Source organism: Candidatus Competibacter denitrificans Run_A_D11, from assembly GCF_001051235.1.
Classification (GTDB): domain Bacteria; phylum Pseudomonadota; class Gammaproteobacteria; order Competibacterales; family Competibacteraceae; genus Competibacter_A; species Competibacter_A denitrificans.
This window is the reverse complement of record NZ_CBTJ020000054.1, coordinates 1-21,780: the sequence shown is the minus strand read 5'-3', so window position 1 is coordinate 21,780 and position 21,780 is coordinate 1. Positions and strand designations below refer to the sequence as shown.

Genomic DNA, 21,780 nt, shown 5'->3' with positions numbered 1-21,780 from the left:
CGGATCTCCTCAAGGGGCGCGGCGGTTTTTAAGGCGCTGCCGCGGGCGGCGAGGTCGTTTAGGGCAATGGCCAAAAGCGGGAGCGCGCCGCAATAGCCAAACGTCGGTGTGATTTGCGCAGTATAAAATAGTTAGCGATACTCTGGTGAGGCAAACGTCGGCGTAAGAGTGACTCAGGTAATCAGAACCGTTGGGCTTCACCACTGCCGACAAGCGGGTATAGCGCGAGCGACAAGAGAGGGGCACACATGGAACAAAAACTGGAAGGGACGTTGAATGATAGCGAGAAAGCGACCCAGTATCTTTACGAGCTCACGCTCAAACTGCTGGAAATGAAAGGGTCAGATATTTTCATCACCGCCGGCAGCCCGCCGGCACTGAAGATCAACCAGGATATCCGCCGGGTCAGCGGCCAGAATCTGACTCCCCAGCAGGCCGGGCTGTTAGTCCGCTCGGTCATGAACGACCGTCAGGCGCGGGAGTTTGATGACCGCCACGAAATCAATTTTTCCTTGAATTTTCCCGATGTCGCCCGCTTTCGGGTGAGCGCCTTTACCCAACGCGGTAGCGCCGGCATGGTGCTGCGGCTGATTCAACAGCAGATTCCCACCATCGACGACCTGAATCTGCCGTCGATTTTGCGGGATATCGCCATGGCCAAGCGCGGTTTGGTGATTTTTTTAGGCGGTACCGGTTCCGGCAAAACTACCTCCATGGCGGCCCTGATTGATCATCGCAACAGCCAGGCACGCGAACATATCATCACGGTTGAAGATCCGATTGAGTTTTTTCACCGCCACAAACAGTGTTTGGTGGACCAGCGCGAGGTCGGAGTTGATACCGAATCCTATGAAATAGCGCTGAAAAATACCTTGCGTCAGGCCCCCAACGTCATCCTGATCGGTGAAGTTCGGGATCGTGAGACGATGCAGTCGGTCATCAATTTTGCCGAGACCGGTCACCTTTGTCTCACCACCTTGCATGCCAACAACACGGATCAGGCGTTCGACCGCATCCTCAATTTTTTCCCCGAAGAGCGCCACCAGCAAGTATTAATGGACTTGTCTTTCAATATCAAAGCGTTCATTTCCCAGCGCCTGCTGCCGCGCCAAGACCGCAGCGGCCTGGTTCCAGCCGTCGAGATCTTGCTCAACACCCCTCTCATGGCTGAGCTGATCTTTCAGGGACGGATCAAGGAGATCAAGCCCGTCATGGCCCGCTCGGGTGAGCAGGGCATCATCACCTTCGATATGGCGCTGTTCGATCTGTATGAATCGAAACTGATTAGCTACGAAACCGCTATTCGTCATGCTGACTCCGCTAATAATTTACGGCTGAAAATCAAGCTGGAGAGCAAGCGCCCGCCACCGCCTGCGATAACCGCCCAACTGAACATCGATGCGGCCGCAAAGCGGTGACCGGTTAGCGGGGCACGGCTAACCGGAACCGCCGGCTCCCTTGGCGCACGGTGGCTCCGGCGGGCGTGACCGTTTCCAGTACAGCGCCTTCGCCAATGGATTCCCCTTCACGATAACGCCGGCCGTTGAGGACCACGAACCGTTTGTCCGCATCCGGGCTGTACACATGAATGTCGAGCTTGGCTGGTAGCCCGCGCCGCGCACTAGCCGGTAGCATCTCCAGCAGGGGAGGTGGTTCCGGGCCGAAGGTCACGGAGGGGCCTCCGGCGGTTGGTTTTGCAGTCAGCTCCCGGCGCCGTTCGTGGCCAACGGGGGTCGGCACGCGCGTGGGAGGCAGTGAAGCGCTAGCCGGTACTTTGCTTGATGGGCGCGCAGGTGTTGGTGGGCTACTCGCTGGCGTGTTGAGCGGGGCGACGCTTGCTGGCAAGACCGGCGTCGTTGGTAGCAGTTCAACACCTGGCGCTTTTGGCGCGATGATCGGTGCAGTGGGTTCCAGCGGTGCGGGGACGACAGATACGGGTGCCGGCGCTACTACAGGGATCGGCTCTGCTACCGGTTGTGGCCGAAACAGTAAATAAATCAGCAGTGCGATATTGCCGCTCAAACCGATTCCCGCACCCACCCAAAGCCACCGGCTATGGCGGGTGGCAGGACTCCACGCGGTGGACGTGACCGGATGTGGCGGTCGCCCACGATGACGGTCGTGTTCCGCCTTGCGCAGGGCATCGAGGATATACGACATCTCAAGGTTCCCGATGCGGTCGGCTCAACAGCGGAGTACCCGGCAACGGCGCGAGATGATTCAGCAAAACCAGCGTTTGCCCTCCTGCGATGCCGTCTGGTTCGAGTCCCTGACTCTGCTGAAATGCGCGCACCTGTTTTCCCAAATCCGCATCGAATGCCTCCGAGAGGGTTGCAGGAATCGATTGGCTGGTCGCCATGGCCAACCGACGGCGCAGCCAGCGCACCGCCTCACCGTTATTGCCGGGTCCGATAATCGGCTGATCGGTTTGCAGTTTCCATAGCAAAAGATAGTAACCGCTCCAGAGCGGCTTGAGTTGCTCTATGGGGACCGTGATCCGCTGACCGGCAATCTCCAACGTCGCTTGGTCTGCACCGAGCGCACGGAGCAATACCGGTATGGTTATGCCCTTCTGAACCAGCCGCAGCACGGCGGGGTGATCAAAACGCCGCAATGCGTCCCAATCACCTTGACCGGACAGACAGCGCAGTGCGCGGGTTTTGATCTGTTCGCAAAACGCAGCCGCGCGTCCTTGCAGCGGTGGAACATCCCAAAGAGCCAATAGGCGGTCGTTGAGATTTTCGTTGCGGGCACTGTCTAAAAGGGCCGCCAAAGTCGCTGGACTTGTTTCGGGAACTGACGGTGAGTTCAGGCTGGCAGCCGGAGGTGTCAGGCTGATGGCGTTGCCGATTTCCGGGCTTGGTGCCAAGGCAGAGATAGGGGACGGCGGTACGGAGGGTCGCGTCGGGGGTAATGGCGAAACAGCGGTCGCGGCTGAAGGCGGCGATACCGCCAGGATCTTGGGCGCCAAAGCCAGTGATTGAGACGCTGCGTTGGGTACGGATATTGACGTTGGCGTGCTCTTGTCGGGTGGCATCGGTGATAGAGCATCCAATCCCACAGTGGCTGCCAGGTCTGGCAGTACCTCAGATATTGGCAATGGCAACGGTAATGGTAGCGGCAAGGTCGAATGGGTTGTTGCCATTGGCGCCAGACGGCCTGCGGCGGTGGGAAGCGCTCGGCCGGTTTTTCCGGTATCAGCGGCAAGCGGCGCGGCGATAAAAGGCGATGGAGTGCGTAATGGCGGCGTTGCCACGGTTGGCGATAAATCAGCTAGGGCGGCAACCGGCGGAGAATCAACGCGCGGCAACCAGCGCCCGACACCGATCAAGGCCAAGCCAATGACGCTCAGCGCAAACGCCCGCCAGCCGAACGTAAAGCGTTTTGGTAATCCGCGCGTTTGGCTCTGTAACGTTTCGCGTGCCGCTTGGCGGACAATGGCCGTGCTGACCCGATGCGCGTTCTGGCTATAAGCGCCAAGCAGAGCACGGTCGCAAATGATGTTGATCAGCCGTGGAATGCCCCCGGAAAGCCGGTCAACGGCTCGTAGCGCGCCACGATTGAACACATTGTCCCGACCCCCCGCGACGCGCAGCCGATGGTCGATATAAGCGGCAGTTTCCGCCGAATCAAGCGGCGACAAATGATAGCGGGCGGTAATGCGCTGGGCTAATTGCCGCAAATCCGAACGCGCCAAAAACTGCCTCAACTCCGGCTGACCGACCAGAATGATACGCAGCAACTTATGTTTGGTGGTTTCCAGGTTGGTCAACAGGCGAATCTGCTCCAGCACTTCGCGGCTCAGATTTTGCGCCTCATCGATGATCAAGACCGTGCGCCGACCCGCTGCATGGGCACGCAACAAATGGCCGTTGAGCGCATCCACCAGTACTTTCAGGCTGGCGTGCTCCGGCAAATAAGTAACGCCCAGTTCATCACAGACGGTGGCCAGCAATTCTTCAACCGTCAGACGTGGGTTCAGGCACAAGGCAATATCTACCTGTTCCAAGCCCTGTTCCAGCAAGGCACGAACCAGGGTGGTTTTTCCGGTGCCGACCTCGCCAGTCAATTGGACAAAGCCACCATTTTCGTCAGTGCCGTACAGCAAATGGGCCAATGCTTCCCGATGGTGGCGGCTTAGATAGACATAGGCGGGGTCCGGGGTCAGGGCAAACGGCGGCTCGCGTAGCCCGAAATGCTCAGCGTACATCGCTAGACCTCGCCATAGCGTGCGCCGACGCCGATCCAACGCCGAATCAACGGTTCGACGCAATCGGGATGGTCGCGCAACAGCCGGTCGGCGGCGTAACGTGCCGCGTTTAACAAGTCCTGATCGCGTAGCAGATCGGCAACCCGCAAGCTCTGTCCACCGGTTTGTCGGGTGCCGAGCACCTCGCCAGGGCCGCGCAGTTCCAGATCACGGCGGGCAATCTCAAAACCGTCGTTGCATTCCCGCAACGTACTCAGCCGGGCGTAGGCGATCTGTGAAAGCGGTGGCCGATACAGCAGCACGCAACTGCTATTCGTCGCGCCACGCCCCACCCGGCCCCGCAACTGATGCAATTGCGCCAGACCCAGCCGTTCGGCGTTTTCCACGATCATCAGGCTGGCGTTGGCGACATCAACCCCGACCTCGATGACTGTCGTCGCCACCAATAAATCCAGCCCGCCGGCCTTGAAAGTGGCCATCACTGTTTCCTTATCTGCGGCTGACTGGCGACCGTGTACCAGACCTACCCGCAGTTCCGGCAGAATTGCCGTCAGGCGCTCAGCAGTGACCGCTGCCGCTTGGCATTCCAATACCTCCGACTCCTCAATCAGCGGACAGACCCAATACGCCTGGCGGCCGCCACGGCACGCCTGCCGAATCCGTTCAATCACTTCCTCACGGCGGTGGTCAGGCACTGCGACCGTTTTCACCGGACGACGACCGGGCGGTAGCTCATCAAGGACCGACGTATCAAGATCGGCGTAAGCACTCATCGCCAAGGTACGGGGAATCGGCGTGGCGGTCATGATGAGCTGGTGTGGGCAACGCTGCCCTTGGCGGCCCTTATCGCGCAGCGCCAGCCGCTGGTGGACGCCGAAGCGATGCTGCTCATCGACGATGGCGAGGGCCAAATCAGCAAAAACCACCGATTCCTGGAACAGGGCGTGCGTGCCGACCGCGACCTGAACAGCGCCGCTGGCCAGTCGCTCTAACAGCGCTTTGCGCGCTCGGCCCAGCAACCGACCGGTCAGCCACGCGATTTCAACCCCAAGCCCACCCAGCCAATCCTGAAAATTGCGGTAATGCTGTTCGGCCAATAATTCGGTGGGCGCCATCAGCACCGCTTGCCCACCACTTTCCACCGCCCGTAAGGCGGCAGCAGCGGCAACCACCGTCTTACCGGAGCCGACATCCCCCTGGAGTAAGCGCTGCATCGGGCGCGGCTGGGTAAGATCGGCGGCAATCTCGGCCAATACGCGCTGCTGAGCGCCGGTGAGCGCGAAGGGCAACCGTTCCAGAAACCGTTGACTTAATCCGCCATCACCAAGCAGCGGGGGCGCGGCTTGTTGCCGCACTCGCTCACGCAGTTGCCGCAAGCTGAGCTGATGAGCAAGTAACTCTTCGAATGCCAGCCGTCGTCTTGCAGGATGTCGGCCGCTGTCCAACTCGGCTACCGGTGCATCGCTTGGTGGCCGGTGCAGGAAACCGACGGCTTCTGCCACCGACATCAGTTGCAGTTGCAGCCGCAAAGCGGGTGGTAGCCATTCCGGTAACAGCGCCGCCGTATCCAGTAGGATCAAGGCTTGGTCGGTTAGAGCGCGTAGCGTGAATTGTTGCAAATCGGCGGTGCTAGGATAAACCGGGGTCAGTTGATCGGAAACCGGCGGCGAGTCGCCATCGAGTCTACGGCATTCAGGATGAATCATTTCCAGGCTGGTATAGCCCTGGCGAACTTCGCCGAAACAGCGCAACCGAGCGCCCACTTGGCCAAACAACTGGCGCTGGGCCGGACTGAAGTGGAAAAAACGCAGTGTCAGTTCACCGGTAAGATCACGCAGGGTGCAAAGCAGGAAGCGCCGGCCACGTTCGGTTACTTCGCTACCGACGATTTCGCCTTCGATCTGCGCTTCCGCGCCGGCTACTAACCCACTGATCGGAGTAATGCGGCTGCGATCCTGATAGCGCAGCGGCAAATGCAACAGCACGTCTTCAGCGGTGTAAATACCCAACCGCGCTAGCCGCTCAGCCAGCTTTGGCCCAACGCCCGGTAACACCGTGACCGGGCGCGGTTCCTGGAGCAATGACCGAGCCGCGTCAGGCATCTTGGCGTTCTGGTCGGCTTAAAACGGCTTTCGAGCCAGCCGACGGCTTATTGCCCAAGCACCAGAACTGCATCCATTTCGACCTGGGCGCCGCGTGGCAACGCAGCGACACCGATAGCCGCGCGGGCCGGATACGGTTCATGGAAGTACTCGGCCATGATCTGGTTGACCGCGGCAAAATGGCTCAGATCGGTTAAAAATACATTGAGTTTGACGGTATCGGCCAGGCTACCTCCGGCGGCCTGCGCGACCGCCTTGAGATTGTCAAACACCTGGCGAATCTGAGCGCTGATGTCGCCAGTCACCAGTTGCATGGCGACGGGATCGAGCGGGATCTGGCCGGACAAATAAACGGTATCGCCGACCTTAACCGCTTGGGAATAAGTACCGATGGCGGCGGGAGCTTGGCTGGTGCTGATGATCTCGCGGGGCATGGCGCGCGCTCCTAAGGGGCTAGGGATGATCGATGGGTTTCAAGAGAGTCGCTCATGGACTGGAGCGAGCGATGACCGAGCGATGGAGTAGGGCCGCTAACCGCGCCGGGCCAATTTCATGGTTTCTGGTAAGGTGCGCAGTCGGCGCATCACGCGCGCCAAGTGGCTGCGGCCCCGGACGTTGAGCAGCAAATACATGGTGATGGTGCTGCCGTCACGCTCCACAGTGTTGATGGTCTCGATGTTGGTGTCAGTCTCTGAGATCGCCGCAGCGATGGTAGCCAGCGCTCCGCGCTGGTTGACGATCTCCAGTCGCAACTCCGCGCTAAACTCGGCAGCAATGTTTTGCGCCCATTCCACCTCAATCCATTTTTCGGCGCTTTTCTTATAGCCGGTGACATTCTTGCAATGGTCCCGGTGCACAACGATACCGCGCCCGGTGTTGAGAAAGCCGATGATGGCATCACCAGGAACCGGCCGACAGCATTTGCCGAAACTGACCACAGTCCCTTCGGTGCCCTTAATCAGCAGCGGTTGTGCGCTGGCATCGGAAGACGGCGGTGGTGCTTCTTGTTCGCTGTCGGGCAACAACCGTTTGGCGATCAATGCCGCGACTCGGTTACCCAAGCCGATTTCGGCCAATAATTCATCGAAGCGGGTTAAATTGAATTCCCGCACCAGGGCCTTGATCCGCTCAGGCGGCAGCTCGTTTAAGCCATTGACCCGACCAGCCAACGACTTTTCCAGAAGGCGCTTGCCAAGGAGAATCGCTTCATCGCGTTGCAGGTGTTTTAGATAATGGCGAATGCTGGCGCGGGCCTTGGCGGTCACCACGAAATTGAGCCAAGCCGGATTGGGTCGGGCCGTCGGAGTGATAATGACCTCGACGGTCTGACCCGTTGATAACGGGGTACGGAGCGGCACCAACCGACGATCCACGCGCGCGCCAACGCAGGTGTTGCCGACATCGGAATGGATGGTGTAGGCGAAATCGACGGCCGTGGCCCCACGGGGCAGTTCGATGATCTCCCCGCGCGGGGTGAATACATAAACTTCGTCGGGAAACAGGTCGATCTTGACGCTTTCCAGGAAATCGACCGGATCGCCAGCCCGGCGCTGCATGTCCAAGAGCTTGCGCAACCATTCGCGTACCCGCTGCTGGGCACGCCCATCTTCATCTTGCCCATCAGGCTTATAACGCCAGTGTGCGGCAACACCGACCTCGGCCATGACGTGCATTTCTTCGGTACGGATTTGCAGCTCAATCGGGACCCCGCCGGGGCCGAACAGCACGGTGTGTAGCGACTGATAACCGTTGGCCTTGGGAATAGCGATGTAATCTTTGAAACGGCCCATGATCGGTTTGTAAAGGCTATGCGCCATGCCGAGCACCCGATAGCAGGTATCGACGCTATCGACGATGATCCGCACCGCATACACATCATAGACCTCCCGGAACGCCCTGGTTTTGCGGGCCGCCGCACGATCTGAATCATGGGCCGGTCTGGTCGAGTGCTCTTGAAGCGGCAGCGGCAGCTTGCCACGCATCTTTTGATAGATGCCCCAAATATGCTTGTTGCGACCGAGGACGCGCGCGCTGATCCCTTCTTGCTGAAGATGAGCATCAATGCGAGCTTCCATTTGGCTAACGATTTCGCGGCGATTGCCGCTCATTTTGCGCACCGCTTCCTGGAGCACGCGGAAGCGGAACGGGTAGAGGTGGTTGAGGCCCAAATCTTCCAGTTCTTGGCGCAAATGGTTCATGCCGAGCCGACCGGCGATAGGGGCGTAGATTTCCAAGGTTTCGCGGGCGATGCGTCGCCGCGATTCCGACCGCATCGAGCCTAGCGTGCGCATATTGTGCAGGCGGTCGGCCAGCTTGATCATGATCACCCGCAGATCTTTGGCCATCGCCAGAAACATCTTGCGGAAATTTTCGGCCTGCGCTTCCAGCTTGGAGTTGAACTGGATCTGGGTCAGTTTGCTGACACCATCCACCAGTTCGGCAACTTCCAGCCCAAACTGGGCGCTGATATGTTCTTTGGTGTGATGCGTGTCTTCGATGACGTCATGCAGTAGAGCGGCGAGCAGGGTTTCGTGATCGAAACGGACGTTGGCGAGAATACGGGCGACGGCTAACGGATGGAAAATATAAGGCTCACCACTTTTCCGGTAGACGCCGGCGTGAGCCTCGGCGGCGAAGCGGCAGGCGGCTCGCTGCTCCTCGACCTGCTCCGGTTCTAGGTATTCGGCTACGAGCGCGCAGAAATCATCAATGCGCAGCCGTAAATCATCCAGCCACTCGTCATCGACGGGAAGTTGCCCGAGCGGCTGTAGCTCGTTTCGGGTTTCCCGCAACGGCGCGCTCATCACGACTTCGCTCCCGATCAATTGTGGTGGCTCAGTCAATTACTCCGTCGCAGTCGCCGTAGTGGCGTCGGCGGCGGGGTCAGGGAGCGGGTCCGGGGTTGTCGCTGTTGTCGCTGGTTTATGACCATACTTGGCCTTGACCAGATGATTGAGTCTACCCTCGGCCAGTTCGCGCAGCGCCACGACAGTCGGTTTGTCGTTTTCCCAGGGGACCAGCGCTTCCTTGCCAAGAGCGAGATCGCGGGCGCGGCGCGCGGCGATCAGCACCAGCTCGAAACGGTTTTCTACATGATCAAGACAATCTTCAACAGTGATGCGAGCCATCGATGGCGTTCTCCAAGCCTAAAAGCAGTATTTGGGTAGTGCGGATTTTGCAGTCTAATCAGAAAAAAGCCGTTAAGACAAGAGCGTCTGTAACAATCGCCTTTGGCGTTCCAACTGCGTTTCCCGGCATTGGCGATTGGCGATCACAATAGCACGCAGCGCGTCCAGCGCTTCGTCAAAGCGGTCATTGACCACCAAGTAATCGAATTCAGCGTAATGGGATAGCTCATCCAGCGCAGCGGCCATGCGTCGGTCGATGGTTTCGTGACTATCCTGGCCTCGAGCCATCAAGCGTTGGTACAACACCCGCCGCGATGGCGGCAAGATAAAGATGCTCGCGCACTCTGGCAGCAGGGTTCGTACCTGGCGGGCACCCTGCCAATCGATTTCCAGAATCACATCCAAGCCGGCTTCGCGCTGTGCCGAGACCGCTGCTCGGCTTGTGCCATAGCAATGATCAAAGACGCAGGCTTGCTCCAAAAATAACCCATCGGCCAGCATCGCTTTGAACGTGGGCATAGACACAAAGTGATAATGCGTGCCGTCTTTTTCACCCGGCCGTGGTGAGCGGGTGGTGTGCGAGACGGAAACAACCACGCCTGGCGTGGTTTCCACCAGCTTATTGACCAAGCTGGTCTTGCCGGCTCCTGAGGGAGCGGCAACGATGTAGAGGTTACCAGTCGTCATTTCCTTGCCAGTGCTTGTGCCTAAAAACAAAAAGAAGGGTTCAGTGCGGAGCACGCCTAAGCGGGGCTTGCCTGTTCAATGATGTCACGAATTACCGTTGGCGCAAAATTTGCCCAATACTCTCGGCTCTCTTGTTTTTGGGTGCCGAGGATCGCTCGCTGGATGGGGTTTCACTTGTTCGGCTGGGCGGGATGCCGGAGAATGCCCAGTAGCCAATTCAACCCAATAACCAACTAACCCGTGGGGAGAGACACGAGAATGAAACGGCAAGTGCGCAAAGCGGTATTTCCGGTCGCCGGCCTCGGCACCCGATTCCTGCCGGCGACCAAGGCCAGCCCGAAAGAAATGCTGCCTATCGTTGATAAGCCTTTGATTCAATACGGGGTTGAGGAAGCGGTCGCAGCCGGGGTCGATACGTTGGTCTTCATTATCGGCCGCACCAAGAACGCCATCGCCGACCATTTCGATAAAGCCTACGAATTGGAAGTCGAGTTGGAAACGCGCGGTAAAACCGACCTGCTCCAGATCGTGCGTAGTATTGTGCCACCTCGAGTTGAATGCGTTTACGTCCGGCAAGCCGAGGCCTTAGGGCTAGGGCACGCGGTACTGTGCGCCCGGCCGGTGGTGGGTAATGAACCCTTTGCCATCATCCTGGCCGACGATCTGATAGAAGAAGATGCACGAGAGGGCGGGGCGTTGAGCCAGATGGCCCGGCATTTCAATAAATACCAGTGCTCGATTCTCGGCGTGGAGCGGGTACCGCCGGAAGAGACCAACAAATACGGCATCGTTCGGCCACTGCCGTTTGCCAGCCGGATCAGCAACGTCGATAACATCGTCGAAAAGCCAAAACCCGCTGATGCACCCTCCAATCTGGCGGTGGTCGGTCGCTATATCCTGACACCACGGATCTTCGATTTATTGGAAAATACCCCGCGTGGGGCTGGTAATGAAATCCAGCTCACCGATGGCATCGCTGCGTTATTGAACGAAGAACAGGTCTTGGCGTATGAGTTTTCCGGTCGGCGTCATGATTGCGGCAGCAAGCTCGGTTATCTAATCGCCACGGTCGAATACGGCGCACGCCACCCGGAATTGGGCGAAGAGTTTCAAGCCTATTTGCGGGCCAACACCCATCGGCTCGACAAATCCGCGCCGCCCGTCGAAGGCTAATCAAGCAAAGCCAGCGATCTGTGAGGGTATCCGAATGTCGCAAGGGTTGTTGGTCATCAACGCCGGTTCATCGAGTATCAAATTCTCGGTATTCGCTTTGCCGGAGAACCGTCATGATTTGCCTCTGGTCTGCCGGGGTTTGCTGGAGAGCATTGGCGAGGAAACTCCCCACTTCAAGGCGTTCGATGCCGCAGGCAAGGTGTTGATCGAGGTGCGACCGGCGCCACCGGCTGGCCGTTATCGAAAAGCGGGCGCCGATTATCGCCGCCGGGCGACCGATACCCAGCCATCGGCAGCAGACGGTGAGGTCTACGATCACCAGGCCGCGCTACGCGATTTATTAAGCTGGCTCAAGGAAAAACCCGATCTGCCGGATGTGGTTGCCGCAGGGCATCGCGTGGTGCATGGCGGCAAGGAATTTAGCGACCCGCAGCGCTTAACGCCCGAAATCATGAGCCGTTTAGCGACGTTCATCCCGCTGGCGCCGCTGCACCAGCCACACAATCTGGCCGGCATCCGCGCACTGAGCGCCGTGCTGCCTGATCTGCCGCAGGTGGCTTGCTTCGACACTGCATTCCATTTTGGTCAGCCGGAAGTGGCTCGGCTGTTCGCCCTACCGTTGATCTACCGGCAGGAGGGCGTTCAACGCTACGGGTTCCACGGCTTATCCTATGAATATATCGCCGGCGCGTTGGCGGAAAAAATGGGAACGGCAGCCACGGGTCGAACCGTGGTCGCCCATCTTGGCAACGGTGCCAGCATGTGCGCGATGCAGGATGGTCAAAGCGTAGCCACCACCATGGGCTTCACCGCCGTCGAAGGCTTACCGATGGGGACGCGCAGCGGTTCGCTTGATCCGGGTGTGGTGCTCTACCTGCTGGAGCGGCACGGGATGGGCGTGCGTGATTTGAACAATCTGCTCTACAAGCAATCCGGCCTGCTGGGGTTGTCGGGAGTCAGTAACGACATGCGCGAATTGCTGGCCAGCAGTGATCCCAATGCCAAGCTGGCGGTCGAGTATTTCACGTATCGAATCGCCCGTGAGATGGGTTCGCTGGCGGCAGCGCTGGGCGGATTGGATGCGCTGGTCTTCACTGGAGGCATCGGTGAACACGCCGCGACGGTGCGCGAACAGGTCTGTACCCGGTCGGCCTGGCTCGGCATTCGCTTGGATGCAGAGGCCAACGCCAATGATTCTACCCGCATTGATCAGGCCGGTAGCCGAACCGCAGTGTGGGTGCTACCGACCAACGAGGAGTTGATTATAGCCCGCCATACCAGGACGTTGGTCTTGGGTTGATAGCGTGACCCGCTGGCTTAGGCTTTGCCGGCATTGATTCGTTCGATAAGCCCAACGGCCTGTTTGCGCAAGAGGGTGATCATGGTACGGCTGGCGCTATACCAGGGCTGCTTGCGCAGATAAACCACCCAGCGGTCGCGAAAATCCCGCAGTTGTGCCAGACGTGCCATGACCCAGGCGTCTACGCGCGCTACCCATGGATAGGCTGCGATCACCCGTGGGCGCGCGGCTTGCCAGGTGAGGTGAGCGAAATAGCCCAAGCTGGCTTTGGCGCAGAGGGTGACGACGACCGCTGCCGCCAATCCGAAATAGCGGTAGCTCAACAAAACCGCCACTTTGGATACTTCCAGGCCGACCAGCGACAGCAGCGATAGCGCTAGAGCCGCACTGGGCGGCAGATTGGCCACGCCTCTCTGGTAGCGCTGGACAGTCTTTTGTCCCGCCAACCAGCGCGCGAGCGATTTGATCGGCCCGAACAGAGCGGTGACCAAGAGATAGAGTAACCCCAAAATCCGGCCAAACCAGCGCAGTCGGGGATACCGGTAACGAGGCATTGTTGGGTGCTGGGTCATGTCGTCGATTTCCGCTGGATGGAGCGAGGGAGGGTTTCCGCTGACCGTTGGGCTAATGGCATTCAAGTTGGTTCCTGGTCCGGCCATTAACCGACTTTGCATGGCCTGTCCTGCGGTTGAAGGTACACCTGACGATTATGGCCGTCGGCAGAAACCGGCTACACTCAAATAAGCGTTTCGCGGCACGGTACAATAAGACGGTTTGCAATCTCGGCGGTGCGATCCGCCGATTCAACGGGGGCGACAACATGACTGGACACGACCAGCGGAGTTGGAAGCTCCACATTCGTAAGGACAATCTCAAATTTTCTGCCGCCCATATGACGGTGTTTCCAGATGGGAGCAAGGAGAGCTTGCATGGCCATAACTACGAGGTGACGCTCGAAGTAGAACTCACCGCCCCGACCTTGGCGCAAATGCTCAGCTATGCGGCCTTCAAGCAAGCGCTGCGCTCAGTGTGTGATAGCTGGGACGAGAAAGTCTTACTGGCTGGCGCCAATCCATGGTTCATTCTTTTACCCGGCCCAGAGGGAGAATATAACTTCCGATTGTGCGGTAAACGCTATGTGCTGCCGATGGACGAGGTGGCGATCCTGGATGTGGACAACATCACCGTTGAGAACCTGACCCAGCTTTTCTTCGAGCGATTTTGGCACGTATTGACGCAAGATCAGGCGGTGTCCTGGCGTGAGCGGATATTAGCAGCGCGCTTGCGTATTGATGAATCGCGCGGACAGGGGGCGACCTATTCGGTGCGCTTTAACCGCTAAATTCCGAGCAGAGCTGTGGTGCTCAAGATCAAACGTTGGTCAGCGCCCGGTCGATTTTGCTAGCCCAAATCAGGGCTTCGTCCTGTGTCAGCAATATAATCTGCAAGGTGTTGCGGTAGTCTTGCCAGGATTTCTCGACGCACTCGCTCATCACGTCGGCATAAGCCGACACCGCTTCAGGCGTATCACCCAGGTGAGCGTTTTTCACATAGCTGGCACTATGTTGCAGGCACAGCATATAGGTGTCCAACCCCTTACGGAAGGAACCGATCATCCCAATACCCATGAGTCCGCTGACCCGCACCGCGCACTGCATGGCCATTAAGCTTGCCGCATGATGACGCTGTAATACCCTGTCCGCCTTCATGAGATTCATTAGATTCCGTAAGTTTAATTTTGTGTGCATCGCAGCATATTTTTTGACCATTGTCAAGCTAGCCGTGGTAGCGTCAGTTCAAATTCAAATGGCTATCGCCTTCAACTGTGCCGCATCTTTAAGATCCTTTTGGCGCTGCTGAACCCGCCGGTCATAACTGGCCTGATTTTTACTACAGACTAAAGTAAAGGGCCGTCCGCGTTTATCGGTGATGTAATCCAGATCGCATTGGTTGCTGCGAATCGACTCCTCAACATGGTCGCGGATTCCGCCGATGGCTTTGAATGTCCACATCTGCTGCTCAGGATCGGCCAGAAAGCGGCTCAGTTCCGCACAGTACCCACACTGACACCTTAAAGTGCTGTCGCGATACCAATTAGCCGGCGGTTGTAAATCTTCCGCGATCCGAGCGTGCAGGTGTGTCAGGCAGGCATTGGCGAGTTGTTGACTCGCAGGTTGTTCTTGATCCGCTGCCGTTTGACTCACAATGAGCGCAGCGGGAACCAACACACGGTCGAAGTCATAGGTTTTGGGATAAGCCAGCATATGGACTACCGCACGCTGGGCCAGCGCAGGATCAATCCGATTCAGTGCGTGCAGGATCGTGACAACGAAATCCCGCCTGACCGGTGAGCGTCGCTGCCAGGAATATTGTTGGGAGACGGCCGGGTCTTGAGGCAGCGCATCAACCACACTGTGCGCTATAGCCGCCAAATCCATCTTGCTGCTGATAACCGGCAGCGCCGCGCAGCGCACTAACAGATCGCTACAAGCGGCAGGGGCGCGCGCAGCATTCCTGGAAACAATGCATTGGAGAAAGTCAGCGGCCTGCGCCGTCGGCAATAAAGCCAGTGCTTCCACCAAAGCGACGTTTTGATCCTCACTGTAAATGCCGACGGCGGCCGTTTCGCTGATGAAGTTAGTGATGCGCTCCGAATCCCGCAGTTGGTTAAGTAACGTCAACATTCGGGTTTCAATGCTGGCAGTTGACCTTTGCTCGATATAAGGCCCTTCATAAGGCTCTATGTTTGGCCATGTGCGCAGCATGTGGCTGGTCAACTCATGCGCTTCGCGCCATTGGGCGGCATCACAGTCAGCGCCACTGGCCACCCAGTCCTGGGTCAGTTCCTCCAGATAAGGCAAGGTCACTGACAAGCCACCGCCGTTTAGCACCGCTAGCCAACGTGTGCGGGGCCACAACACCAGACCGGCCCGGCGATATGTGCGCTCAAAGGAAGCGCCTTCATTACCGGTGGCTTCTTGAAAATGCTGCTCGTCCGGTTTTAGTTTATCGAACGCATCGGGTGGGCATAGCTCATTGTCTTCAAAGGGAAATTCACCCAGTTCGGCTGTTTTTCCATCGGCGCGCTGCCATTCGCTCAAGGTGGTGGTTCGGTCGGCCACCTCGACGATCTCGAAAGATTCCTCATCATGGTCCGAGCGCCCCCGACGACGGCGTGAAGAGTAATAATCCTCATATTCAGCCGGGCCGCTTTCCTTGATGGAAACCAGCGCCAAATGGAGATCGCAGTCGGCCTGTTCTGCGGCGGGGATTAGGGCTGAGGCAATGGCGGCATCCGCCCCTTTTAGCGTATCGAACGCCAGCGCCGCTGGGGTGTAAGCGTGTTGCAAGGGGTAGATCAGCTTTTCTGGAGAATCGTCATCTGGTGAGTTTTTCGCAGCAGTCCAGTCGCGCAACAGCTTGACGATGATGGCTTGTTCAGCCTGGTAACTCGGCGGTTCGGGCAGCCGCCCCTTCGCAGGACGGAGCAGCAGGTTATAAACCAGGGTCAATCGCCAGCCGGAGGTGATGGGCAGGATTTCGTGCAGACAATCGGCATAAAACGCGGCAAACGCTACCTCTGAAGGGTCGGTACGTTGCAGATCCAGACGTGCTTCTCGATCCCCATGCTGGATTCGCAATTCGCCACCGGTGTAAGGAGAAGGCAACACGATAATCAGGGTGGCGAACATGCCGGGTGCTTTTTCGGTGTCTCGGTGACTGACAAAAAAGCTACCGGCGTCATAGACCAGCAGTTTGTACAGCTCCGCCGTCACCGGTTGGCTAACCCCCAGACCCGTTACGGCTTGCTTAACGATTCGATCCAGCGCGCTTTGCCAGTGGCGACCGCCGAGTTCGACGCGGGCGGCTTCGATCTGCCAGGTCCGCCGCACTTGCGTATCCACCAAGGTTTCTTCGCCCCGGCCATAGGGGGCTTGCTCGGCAACGGCAATCAGTTGTTCGGCCTGAACCGGTAATAGTGGTAAGGCAATTGGGCCGATTCCAGTCACCGCCAAGGAAGGGGTAAAAATCTCGGTGACACCACTGGCGTAAAAATCGCCGGGGCGCTGAATTTTTTGGAGAATTTTGGCCAGTGCAGTGGTGATGGTAACCATAAAGAAAATCTCTGTTGCAAGTTTGGGTTGGGTGGCTGCGAGACCTTAGCGACATTCCCCAACCGATCCGGGCCGGCAGCGGCGGCGGTCCGTCCAAATCGTGCTATCGAGCTTGGCGTCGGTGAATTTTGCGCCGTCAATCCGTGCATCCGCCAAGGTGGCTTCCGCTAAATCGGCACCGGTGAAATCCACCATCAACAAATTGGCTCCATCCAGCCGGGCACGGTAAAGCTTGGCCTTGTTGAGCACGGCATTCTCCAAAACCGCTCGATTCAGCACCGCCTCGCTCAAATCGACGCCCGCGAGCTGAGCGTTGGTCAAATTGGCTTGTGCCAGATTGGCCTTTATCAATTTCGCATCGCGCAAATCGGCACCGCTCAAGTCCGCTTGATACAATCGTGCCTCGCTAAGATCCGCTTGACTCAAATCCGCTTGTTTCAATATCGCTCGATCCAGCCGCGCGCCAACCAGATTGGCCCCGCTAAACCGCGCGTGTTCTAAAGTCGCTGCTACCAGGCGAGCGCCGAACAGCGACGCGCCGGATACATCGGCTCGACTCAGGATCGCCCGCCCCAAATCCGCACCGCTTAGCTTGGCGTCGGCCAGCTTGGCGTCGCTGAAATTAACCTGGGTCAACACCGCGCCGCGCAAATCCATACCTTGTAAATCCACGCCTTGCTTATCGCAACCAAGCCAATTGACTCGCTGCGCGGGTTGATCGTCACACGCTCCCCAACTGACCACCGGCGAATAGAGCAAAACCAGCAGACAAAACGGCGACCAGAAGCCAGGAGCGCGGCGATACGGCGTCACGAAAAACCTCTCATGCGGCAGCGGGCGGATTGAAGATCACCTCAACCACCTGGCGGAAGTGTTCGACAAAGTGAATGGTCACGCCTTCCTTGACATGATCCGGTAACTCTTCGACATCGCCCCGACAGCCTTCCGGCAAAATCAGCTCGAATAGACCCACCCGCCGGGCAGCGATCACTTTCTCGCGAATTCCGCCCACCGGCAACACCTGGCCGGTCAAGCTCAGTTCGCCAGTCATCGCCAGCGGCCGATTCGGTGCTTGGCCACGGGCCAGCGACAGCAAGGCGCTGGCCATGGTAATGCCAGCGCTGGGACCGTCCTTGGGCGTGGCGCCCTCCGGGACGTGCAGGTGGACGAACGCTTCATCGAAGAACTTCGGGTCGGCCTGGTAATCCTTCAGATGGGCGCTGACGTAACTGTAGGCAATGTTAGCCGATTCCTGCATCACCTCACCCAGTCGGCCGGTCAGCTTGAAGCCCCGGTTCTTGGTGTGAACCAGGCTGGCCTCAATGGTCAGCGTCACCCCGCCCATCGCGGTCCAGGCCAAGCCGGTCACCACGCCGACGCCGGACATCAGCGTTTCCAGCTTGAACGGCGGTTTGCCCAGGTAATCATCGAGTTGCGCGGTCTCCACCGTGATGGAGCCTTCGCGGCCCTGGACAATTTCCACCGCGATCTTGCGCACGATCCGGCCCAGTTGTTTTTCCAGATTGCGCACGCCAGCCTCGCGGGCGTAACCCTCAATGATCTGGCGCAATACCGCATCGTCAAGCTGGATGCGGTCGCGCGCCAGGCCGCTGCGCTCCAGCAGTTTCGGCCACAGATGGTTGCGGGCGATTTGCACCTTTTCATCGGTGATGTAACCGGACAGCCGGATGGTTTCCATCCGATCCAGCAGCGGCCCTGGAATGGTGTCGAGCTGGTTGGCGGTGCAGATGAACAACACCTTGGACAGATCGAAACGCACATCCAGGTAATGATCCAGAAACTCGGTGTTCTGTTCAGGATCAAGCACTTCCAGCAAAGCAGAGGCCGGATCGCCTCGGAACGACGCACCGATCTTGTCGATCTCGTCTAGCATGATGATCGGGTTGGCGGTCTTCGATTCGCGCAATGCTTGAATGAACTTGCCCGGCAGCGCGCCGATGTAAGTGCGGCGATGACCCTTGATTTCGGCCTCATCGCGCATCCCACCCAGACTGAAGCGGTAGAATTTACGCTCCAGCGCATCGGCCACCGAGCGGCCAATGGAGGTCTTGCCAACGCCGGGCGGGCCGACTAGCAAAATGATCGAACCGCCGACTTGACCTTTCAGTGCGCCCACCGCCAGAAACTCGATGATGCGGTCTTTCACATCGCCCAGCCCGTCATGGTCACGGTCGAGAATTTCGCGGCCATGCTTCAAATCCAGATTGTCGGTGGAATACACGCCCCACGGCAATTCGGTCATCACATCCAGATAATTGCGGGTGACGGCGTATTCTGGCGAGCCGGTTTCCAAAATCGCCAGTTTCTCCAGCTCTTCCTCGATCCGCTTCATGGCCGCTTCAGGCACGGTTTTGCTGGCCAGCCGCTCGCGGAAACGGTCACCGTCGGCGGTGCGGTCGTCCTTGGCGATACCGAGTTCCTGCTGGATGGTCTTGAGCTGCTCGCGCAAGAAGAATTTGCGCTGGTGCTCGCTCATCTTCTCCTCGACCTGCTTGCGGATGTGGGTCTGAAGCTGGGCGACTTCCAATTCCTTTTTGATCAGCACAATGACTTTTTTCATCCGCTCCAGAATTGGCGCGGTCGCCAGAATATCCTGCAATTCTTCCTTGCTGGCGGTAGTCAGGCTGGCGGCGAAATCGGCTAGCGGCGAGGGATCATGGGTGTTGAAGCGGTTGAGGAAGAACTTCAATTCCTCAGAATACAACGGGTTGAGCGGGATTAGCTCCTTGAGCGTATTGATCACCGCCAGCGAATAGGCGCGCAGTTCCTCAATGCCCGCTGTGTCTTCCTCGTTCAGATACTCGACTTGGACATGATACGGCGCTGTGGTGGACAACCAGCTTTGAACGCGAAAACGCTTCAAGCCTTGGGCGATGAATTGCAGCCTGCCCTCATTGCGGGCGAGTTGGTGCATCCGCGCCACGGTGCCGACTTCGTAAAAATCGGCGGGGCTTTCAGCCTTCTCGGCGCTGTCGGGCTTGACCAGAATCAGGCCGATTACCCGCTGATCGCGATTGGCAGCCGCTTCGACGGTCGGCAACCACGGTTCTTCATTCAGCAGCAAAGGCAGCGCCTGCGCCGGGAAAAACGGCCGTTCCGACAGTGGCAACAGATAAAGCGTGTTGGGCAGAATATCGGCGGCGGCGACGATGGTATTGGCGACTGTGGTTTCGGGAGCCTCGCCTTCGCGCACGACCTCCGCTTCCAGAGCTTCGATTTCGTGATCAGTCATGCTGTTTCTCGCGGCTAGGGAAATTTCTCCCTAAATGCGGACGAACCAAGGAATTATCAAGTGCCAGATGCACTGGTTCATCGCCGATGGACGGCGACCGTGTAACCGCCTTAGCTAGCGCGTTTGCGCAGTACGATGCGCCGAAACCAACCCCTGGCCAGCGTTGGTGTATCGGATACGACCTCCAGGCTCCGTGTTTGGGCGAGCAACTGCTCGAACACGACATCAGTATGGGTCGCCAGTAGCCCCACAAACGGACTGATGAGCCGTCGCAAGGGAGCACTTTGGCCCGGTCGCAAAAATTTATCAAACACCAACATTTGGCCACCGGGCCGCAGCACTCGCACGCTTTCGGCCAGGACTCGCTCAGGGCATGGCGCCACCGCCAAAATCAGGTGTAATACCACCGCATCGAAGGCGGCAGCCGGGTAAGGCAGAGCACGGGCATCGCCGATATCGAGTTGGATGTCTAGCTTTTCGGCAGTGGCCTTGCGACGAGCGCGCTCTAGCATCGCAGGTGTTAAATCAATGCCGGTGTAGCGTGGCCCGCGCGGCAGTAACGGGATATCAAGACCGCTGCCGATGCCGACCAGAAGCACCTCGGTGCTTGCCGCCTTCGGTAATAACGCCAGGTTGCTTTGCCGCGCAGCCAAGGTAAAGGGCGCCACAAAGGTGTCATAGACCGGCGCCAGAACAGTATAGCTATGTCGCAACGACAAAATAGGTGTCCGCGTCAGTGGAGGGTACGGGGGATAGACAGTACGAAGGCCGGGATCTCGGCATCGAACAGTACGCCATCATCAGCGAGCATCTGGTAGCTGCCTTGCATACTGCCGACCGACGTTTCCAAGATGGCACCGCTGGTGTATTGAAAACCCTCACTGGGGCGCAGGTACGGTTGTTCACCAACAACTCCCTCGCCGCGCACTTCCTCGGTCTTGCCGTTGGAGTCGGTGATGATCCAATGCCGGCTAAGCAGCTTGGCGGGGATATTGCCTTGGTTCTGGATCGCCACAGTGTAGGCAAATACATAGCGGTCATGCGCCGGATCGGATTGATCCTCCAGGTAGAAGGCCTGAGCGGCGACCGTGATACGGTAGTCCGTCTTGTGCTTCGCCATTAGCGGTCGGCTCCAGAACGTGGCGGTGGGCTTTCGGTGGTCGGTATCGCGCTCGGCAACGCCGATCATCGGTGGTTGAGGTGATAGGGAATGGTTGATTGTAGCAATTATTCGCTGTGAGCCTATACGCAGGTAACCGCCGCCGCTGAAAGAGTCGGTGATGAAACTCCGGCAAGATGCTTGAGGCGCTATTCTGTCGGAGTGGCGCTGACCAAGCGTTTGGGATGGATTTTATACTTCGTTCAGAATATGTTAGCCATGCCTCTATAAACCTTAGCGAAGCGACCGCATGTCCGAAGAACCGCGCCTTCAGCGCCTATCCGGCAACGCTATTAATCCCTACCTGCCTGATCTGGCGCGGCTACGCATCCAAGTCTTTTGGGAGTATCCCTATCTGTACCAGGGTACCGTAGCTTACGAGGAGAACTATCTTCAAAGATATGTCGATAACCCAGCCAGCGTGATGGTGCTCGTCTGGATCGGCGACCAGGTGGTAGGCGCATCCAGCGGTTTGCCCTTGACGGCGGAACCACCGCAACTGATTGAGCCTTTCCTAACCCACGGCTACGATCCCGCACGACTGTTTTATTACGGTGTAGGAGTTACGCAGTTGCCGGTAGCCTGTAAAGTGGATTAGTCAGATAGGTGCGGATGGCGGGGCGGATGATAGCGAGTTTCGCCTCAAACCAGCT

19 protein-coding genes are annotated in these 21,780 nt (G+C 58.2%); 5 read left to right on the top strand and 14 right to left on the bottom strand.

What is annotated here, in order from left to right; translation table 11 throughout:
• Window positions 1-248 precede the first annotated feature (248 nt).
• Window positions 249-1,418, top strand: coding sequence for a PilT/PilU family type 4a pilus ATPase (locus tag BN873_RS11495; protein ID WP_048673784.1), 1,170 nt, complete (start codon window positions 249-251; stop codon window positions 1,416-1,418).
• 4 nt (window positions 1,419-1,422) lie between these two features.
• Here the strand turns inward: BN873_RS11495 and BN873_RS11490 are convergent, their stop codons facing one another.
• The 7 genes from BN873_RS11490 to gmk all read right to left on the bottom strand — a co-directional run bounded on the left by BN873_RS11490 (window position 1,423) and on the right by gmk (window position 10,127).
• Window positions 1,423-2,160 (bottom strand): general secretion pathway protein GspB, encoded by a 738-nt coding sequence (locus tag BN873_RS11490; RefSeq protein ID WP_048673782.1) that lies wholly within the window; start codon window positions 2,158-2,160, stop codon window positions 1,423-1,425.
• 1 nt (window position 2,161) lies between these two features.
• Window positions 2,162-4,273 carry an ExeA family protein gene (locus tag BN873_RS18810; protein WP_139031696.1) on the bottom strand — a complete coding sequence of 704 codons (2,112 nt, stop codon included), beginning with the start codon at window positions 4,271-4,273 and terminating at the stop codon, window positions 2,162-2,164.
• Window positions 4,213-6,312 carry an ATP-dependent DNA helicase RecG gene (recG, locus tag BN873_RS11480; protein WP_048673780.1) on the bottom strand — a complete coding sequence of 700 codons (2,100 nt, stop codon included), beginning with the start codon at window positions 6,310-6,312 and terminating at the stop codon, window positions 4,213-4,215. The genes BN873_RS18810 and recG overlap by 61 nt, the downstream gene beginning before the upstream one ends.
• A gap of 47 nt (window positions 6,313-6,359) precedes the next feature.
• Complete coding sequence (locus BN873_RS11475) at window positions 6,360-6,746, bottom strand: RidA family protein (RefSeq protein ID WP_048673778.1); 387 nt, start codon at window positions 6,744-6,746, stop codon at window positions 6,360-6,362.
• A 96-nt stretch (window positions 6,747-6,842) separates the two neighbouring features.
• Window positions 6,843-9,116, bottom strand: coding sequence for a RelA/SpoT family protein (locus tag BN873_RS11470; RefSeq protein WP_082161237.1), 2,274 nt, complete (start codon window positions 9,114-9,116; stop codon window positions 6,843-6,845).
• A 39-nt stretch (window positions 9,117-9,155) separates the two neighbouring features.
• Complete coding sequence (rpoZ, locus tag BN873_RS11465) at window positions 9,156-9,440, bottom strand: DNA-directed RNA polymerase subunit omega (RefSeq protein WP_048673776.1); 285 nt, start codon at window positions 9,438-9,440, stop codon at window positions 9,156-9,158.
• 72 nt (window positions 9,441-9,512) lie between these two features.
• Window positions 9,513-10,127 carry a guanylate kinase gene (gmk, locus tag BN873_RS11460; protein WP_048673862.1) on the bottom strand — a complete coding sequence of 205 codons (615 nt, stop codon included), beginning with the start codon at window positions 10,125-10,127 and terminating at the stop codon, window positions 9,513-9,515.
• 258 nt (window positions 10,128-10,385) lie between these two features.
• On the opposite strand from gmk, the gene galU reads away from it, so the two are divergent.
• Together galU and BN873_RS11450 are read left to right on the top strand one after the other, a co-directional pair.
• Window positions 10,386-11,300 carry a UTP--glucose-1-phosphate uridylyltransferase GalU gene (gene galU, locus BN873_RS11455; protein ID WP_048673774.1) on the top strand — a complete coding sequence of 305 codons (915 nt, stop codon included), beginning with the start codon at window positions 10,386-10,388 and terminating at the stop codon, window positions 11,298-11,300.
• Between the two features lie 34 nt (window positions 11,301-11,334).
• Complete coding sequence (locus BN873_RS11450; RefSeq protein ID WP_048673772.1) at window positions 11,335-12,600, top strand: acetate/propionate family kinase; 1,266 nt, start codon at window positions 11,335-11,337, stop codon at window positions 12,598-12,600.
• A 17-nt stretch (window positions 12,601-12,617) separates the two neighbouring features.
• Here BN873_RS11450 and BN873_RS11445 read toward each other — a convergent pair whose 3' ends face one another.
• Window positions 12,618-13,274: a hypothetical protein gene (locus tag BN873_RS11445; protein WP_139031695.1), complete on the bottom strand. Its 657-nt coding sequence runs from the start codon at window positions 13,272-13,274 to the stop codon at window positions 12,618-12,620.
• A gap of 146 nt (window positions 13,275-13,420) precedes the next feature.
• On the opposite strand from BN873_RS11445, the gene BN873_RS11440 reads away from it, so the two are divergent.
• Window positions 13,421-13,942 (top strand): 6-pyruvoyl trahydropterin synthase family protein, encoded by a 522-nt coding sequence (locus tag BN873_RS11440; protein ID WP_171820458.1) that lies wholly within the window; start codon window positions 13,421-13,423, stop codon window positions 13,940-13,942.
• 28 nt (window positions 13,943-13,970) lie between these two features.
• On the opposite strand, the gene BN873_RS11435 is transcribed toward BN873_RS11440, so the two are convergent.
• From BN873_RS11435 to apaG, 6 genes are all read right to left on the bottom strand, one after another.
• The gene (locus BN873_RS11435) at window positions 13,971-14,309 is read right to left on the bottom strand and encodes a hypothetical protein (RefSeq protein ID WP_139031694.1); all 339 of its coding nucleotides are present in this window, start codon (window positions 14,307-14,309) and stop codon (window positions 13,971-13,973) included.
• A gap of 93 nt (window positions 14,310-14,402) precedes the next feature.
• Entirely contained in the window at window positions 14,403-16,715 is a 2,313-nt protein-coding gene (locus tag BN873_RS11430; RefSeq protein ID WP_048673763.1) for a 2OG-Fe(II) oxygenase, read from the bottom strand.
• A 45-nt stretch (window positions 16,716-16,760) separates the two neighbouring features.
• A complete protein-coding gene (locus BN873_RS11425) occupies window positions 16,761-17,528 on the bottom strand; it encodes a pentapeptide repeat-containing protein (RefSeq protein WP_053085324.1) in 768 nt (255 codons plus the stop codon).
• 10 nt (window positions 17,529-17,538) lie between these two features.
• Window positions 17,539-19,968, bottom strand: coding sequence for an endopeptidase La (lon, locus tag BN873_RS11420; protein WP_048673761.1), 2,430 nt, complete (start codon window positions 19,966-19,968; stop codon window positions 17,539-17,541).
• 110 nt (window positions 19,969-20,078) lie between these two features.
• A complete protein-coding gene (locus BN873_RS11415; RefSeq protein ID WP_048673759.1) occupies window positions 20,079-20,687 on the bottom strand; it encodes a class I SAM-dependent methyltransferase in 609 nt (202 codons plus the stop codon).
• Window positions 20,688-20,701: 14 nt separating this feature from the next.
• Window positions 20,702-21,088, bottom strand: a complete 387-nt coding sequence (apaG, locus tag BN873_RS11410; protein ID WP_048673858.1) for a Co2+/Mg2+ efflux protein ApaG — start codon at window positions 21,086-21,088, stop codon at window positions 20,702-20,704.
• A 289-nt stretch (window positions 21,089-21,377) separates the two neighbouring features.
• On the opposite strand from apaG, the gene BN873_RS11405 reads away from it, so the two are divergent.
• Window positions 21,378-21,725, top strand: coding sequence for a hypothetical protein (locus BN873_RS11405; protein WP_053085323.1), 348 nt, complete (start codon window positions 21,378-21,380; stop codon window positions 21,723-21,725).
• The last annotated feature ends 55 nt before the right edge of the window (window positions 21,726-21,780 follow it).